This is a genomic window from Acinetobacter sp. YH12208, from assembly GCF_013418055.1.
In the GTDB taxonomy this organism is placed as follows: domain Bacteria; phylum Pseudomonadota; class Gammaproteobacteria; order Pseudomonadales; family Moraxellaceae; genus Acinetobacter; species Acinetobacter pseudolwoffii.
Genome location: NZ_VPCT01000044.1, coordinates 1 through 3,630, shown reverse-complemented (window position 1 = coordinate 3,630; position 3,630 = coordinate 1). Strand labels below are relative to the sequence as shown.

The following is a 3,630-nucleotide window of genomic DNA, read 5'->3' as shown; positions in this document are numbered from 1 at the left end:
TCTGAACCGATTGCAACAATTGCAAATTCCTTTGTCTGATTTACAAACTGCCTTAACAGAGAATAATGAAAACCGTGGTGCTGGCTATATTGAGAAAAATGGACAACAGCTAACGGTTCGTGTTCCCCACTCTATTGTAAACAAGACATTTTTATCTTTTATATTCAATGGCTTATTTTCCTGCTAATTGGTAATACCATGAAAAATACCATGCTCAGAAAAGGCTTAACAATATTTTGAAAAATTGCCTACTGAGCGCTGCCGCACAGCTCCATAGGCCGCTTTCCTGGCTTTGCTTCCAGATGTATGCTATTCTGCTCCTGCAGCTAATGGATCACCGCAAACAGGTTACTCGCCTGGGGATTCCCTTTCGACCCGAGCATCCGTATGAGACTCATGCTCGATTATTATTATTATAGAAGCCCCCATGAATAAATCGCTCATCATTTTCGGCATCGTCAACATAACCTCGGACAGTTTCTCCGATGGAGGCCGGTATCTGGCGCCAGACGCAGCCATTGCGCAGGCGCGTAAGCTGATGGCCGAGGGGGCAGATGTGATCGACCTCGGTCCGGCATCCAGCAATCCCGACGCCGCGCCTGTTTCGTCCGACACAGAAATCGCGCGTATCGCGCCGGTGCTGGACGCGCTCAAGGCAGATGGCATTCCCGTCTCGCTCGACAGTTATCAACCCGCGACGCAAGCCTATGCCTTGTCGCGTGGTGTGGCCTATCTCAATGATATTCGCGGTTTTCCAGACGCTGCGTTCTATCCGCAATTGGCGAAATCATCTGCCAAACTCGTCGTTATGCATTCGGTGCAAGACGGGCAGGCAGATCGGCGCGAGGCACCCGCTGGCGACATCATGGATCACATTGCGGCGTTCTTTGACGCGCGCATCGCGGCGCTGACGGGTGCCGGTATCAAACGCAACCGCCTTGTCCTTGATCCCGGCATGGGGTTTTTTCTGGGGGCTGCTCCCGAAACCTCGCTCTCGGTGCTGGCGCGGTTCGATGAATTGCGGCTGCGCTTCGATTTGCCGGTGCTTCTGTCTGTTTCGCGCAAATCCTTTCTGCGCGCGCTCACAGGCCGTGGTCCGGGGGATGTCGGGGCCGCGACACTCGCTGCAGAGCTTGCCGCCGCCGCAGGTGGAGCTGACTTCATCCGCACACACGAGCCGCGCCCCTTGCGCGACGGGCTGGCGGTATTGGCGGCGCTGAAAGAAACCGCAAGAATTCGTTAACTGCACATTCGGGATATTTCTCTATATTCGCGGTTCAGCAGGCATGTCCCCTTTGAGGGCGACCCGACGACAGGATAATCGACCTTATGGTGCGCAAATATTTCGGCACAGACGGTATTCGTGGCAAAGCCAACGAAGGCGCGATGACGGCGGAAACCGCCTTGCGCGTCGGCATGGCGGCTGGCCGTGTCTTTCGTCGCGGTGACCACCGCCATCGTGTCGTGATCGGCAAGGATACGCGCCTGTCGGGCTATATGCTTGAACCCGCGCTCACAGCCGGTTTCACCTCGATGGGCATGGACGTATTCCTTTTTGGCCCGCTGCCGACAACGTAATAGGAAGAATAAACGCCCTTTTCACCCAAGTCCAAATTAATTTGCCGATTCCATAATCAGGGTGTATTACAATTCCATAGAGTTTTTCAATCCAGGTGGTTTAGCTGATAACTTAACGATTGATCAGCTTCTTCGTGAAGATTACTCGCCATGGGCGCGCAATAAAAGGATATCTGCCACGTTCAAAGAAGCGCATTTTATTGAAAAATATGGGTCAGGCATCAAACGAATCCAAGAAGGCTTCGCATCCTATGGTCTGCGTCCCCCTGTCTTTGAAAATTTCCAGCACGGTTTTCGAGTTATTGTCTCATCAAAGCTACTTTTCGAATCTAATGAGGGAGTAAGTGAGGGAGTAAATCTACTATTTAATCAGATAAGAACTAATCCAGGAAAGCGTGCACCATTTTTAGTAAACGAGCTATTAGTTCCTGTCAAGATAGTAGAGCGGTGGCTCAAAATCTTAAGAGATGATCATAAAATCGAGTTTCGAGGAGCTCCTAAAAGTGGAGGATACTGGCTAAAATAGAAATCAATGATACTCTTAAGTGGCACCAATCGAACTCCTATTTTAGCATTTAAAAAAGTATCCTCACATCATTTTATTGAACAATACCTAAGGCTGCTCTGGCGGCATTGATATGATTATCGTCGTTGCACTCTACCGCAAAAGCGCCATATGCTAATGGAGCTGCAGCAGCCCTCTCTATAGATTGTTCGTAGAGCCTATCCCATATCGTTCCGCCTTGTTTAGCATACTCCGTTATCAAACTCTTCAGGCTATCCTCTCCAAAAACCGATACGTGACCAGAAAAGTCCAGTGCAGGATCACCCATATGCGCAGTAGACCAATCTATGATACCAGAGGTCTTACCTTCCTTCGAGGTTAAGACATGCCCTGCATAGAGATCGCCATGGATGAAACAAGTGAATTCAGGCCACAAAGGGTCATTGTCCAACCATCTACGGTATCTGTTTTCCAACGGCTCGCTGATACCTATCTCAGATTTCACCAAGTGGATACGGTCAGCTATTTCGGTCCTCAATTCACTTGGAGTCATTATTTTCAAGTTGCTCTTTCTCACATCGTCAGCTGTAATACGATGTAATTCGGCCAATGATTTTGCCAGAGACTCCACATAAGCTATGCTATCGCGATCTATGTTCCAAGAAACCTCATGTGTTATCGCATCGAATGTCAGAGCAGGCGCATCCTCCAGTAAAGGGTAGGCTATTAGGCGCTCCGATACAATTTTCCAATCAGGGACATTGATCGACAGGTTTCTTTTGGCTAAATCCAATATTCTACTTTCATTTTCGATTTGTTCAAGCATATCGCTTCTTCGAGGTATACGGAGTACCCAGTTCTCACCGTTTACTTCCTTTACAAAGGCAACTCTAAAGTCGATGCCCATCTCATTGACGCTCATCTCTTCCGAAATTCTCAGCCCATGCTCTAGGGCTAATGTTTGCATATCTTCGATTGTCATTTCTATACTGTTTTCTTTTATTAAATTGGTACCAGTTCCCCCGACAGGACATTCTGAATGTCATATACAGGTGTAACACTTTACCCATATTCTTTTCGTATGGATAACACTTCCCATCAGGGAACAAAAATCTGATACATGAATTAATTGTGAGACAGTAGACCTACTGTCGCATTGAAGCCATCTCGGCGACTATTTGATTAGGAAAACCAAGGCTTTGCCATCATAGCCTTATCATAGAAGTATAACATAGTTGTAAAGATAGAAAATTATTTTTTATTCATCCATGATGTTATTATTTTATAATAACATCATCTAAACATGTCCTGTCGCTCTTTTGTGCTGTGATATTTCATACCTATTAACTGCTTTCGTTTGAATTATACGACGTTCTACTCACAATAGGGCAAGGGTTACTCATTCCGTAGGATGCGGTTCACGTATAGGAAGAATAAACGCCCTTTTCACCCAAGTCCAACAGCTTTGGACCGCAGTTGACTCTTTCGACACCCCTGCGATGCAACCCAATCCGGCTGACGGGGAGCCAGCAACGCTGAAAATTTAC

Annotated in this window: 4 protein-coding genes and 1 pseudogene; 4 read left to right on the top strand and 1 reads right to left on the bottom strand. The window is 47.4% G+C overall.

Annotation, left to right across the window (positions count from 1 at the left end; genetic code table 11):
• The 4 genes and pseudogenes from FTU95_RS14830 to FTU95_RS14815 form a co-directional block, all read left to right on the top strand.
• Positions 1-127: pseudogene (locus FTU95_RS14830) on the top strand (hypothetical protein); the annotation flags it as partial.
• 300 nt (positions 128-427) lie between these two features.
• On the top strand, positions 428-1,243 hold the full coding sequence (sul2, locus tag FTU95_RS14825) for a sulfonamide-resistant dihydropteroate synthase Sul2 (protein ID WP_001043260.1): 816 nt from the start codon (positions 428-430) through the stop codon (positions 1,241-1,243).
• An 86-nt stretch (positions 1,244-1,329) separates the two neighbouring features.
• Positions 1,330-1,578 (top strand): phosphoglucosamine mutase, encoded by a 249-nt coding sequence (locus FTU95_RS14820; RefSeq protein ID WP_071830581.1) that lies wholly within the window; start codon positions 1,330-1,332, stop codon positions 1,576-1,578.
• Between the two features lie 61 nt (positions 1,579-1,639).
• Positions 1,640-2,104, top strand: coding sequence for an ATP-binding protein (locus tag FTU95_RS14815; protein WP_071830580.1), 465 nt, complete (start codon positions 1,640-1,642; stop codon positions 2,102-2,104).
• A 73-nt stretch (positions 2,105-2,177) separates the two neighbouring features.
• Here the strand turns inward: FTU95_RS14815 and mph are convergent, their stop codons facing one another.
• The gene (mph, locus tag FTU95_RS14810) at positions 2,178-3,065 is read right to left on the bottom strand and encodes an Mph(E)/Mph(G) family macrolide 2'-phosphotransferase (RefSeq protein ID WP_071830579.1); all 888 of its coding nucleotides are present in this window, start codon (positions 3,063-3,065) and stop codon (positions 2,178-2,180) included.
• Between the last annotated feature and the right edge of the window lie 565 nt (positions 3,066-3,630).

Coding starts and splice junctions, on each gene's coding strand:
- mph (WP_071830579.1), bottom strand. CDS start 3,065: ATGACAATCGAAGATATGCAAACATTAGCCCTAGAGCATGGGCTGAGA.
- sul2 (WP_001043260.1), top strand. CDS start 428: ATGAATAAATCGCTCATCATTTTCGGCATCGTCAACATAACCTCGGAC.
- FTU95_RS14820 (WP_071830581.1), top strand. CDS start 1,330: ATGGTGCGCAAATATTTCGGCACAGACGGTATTCGTGGCAAAGCCAAC.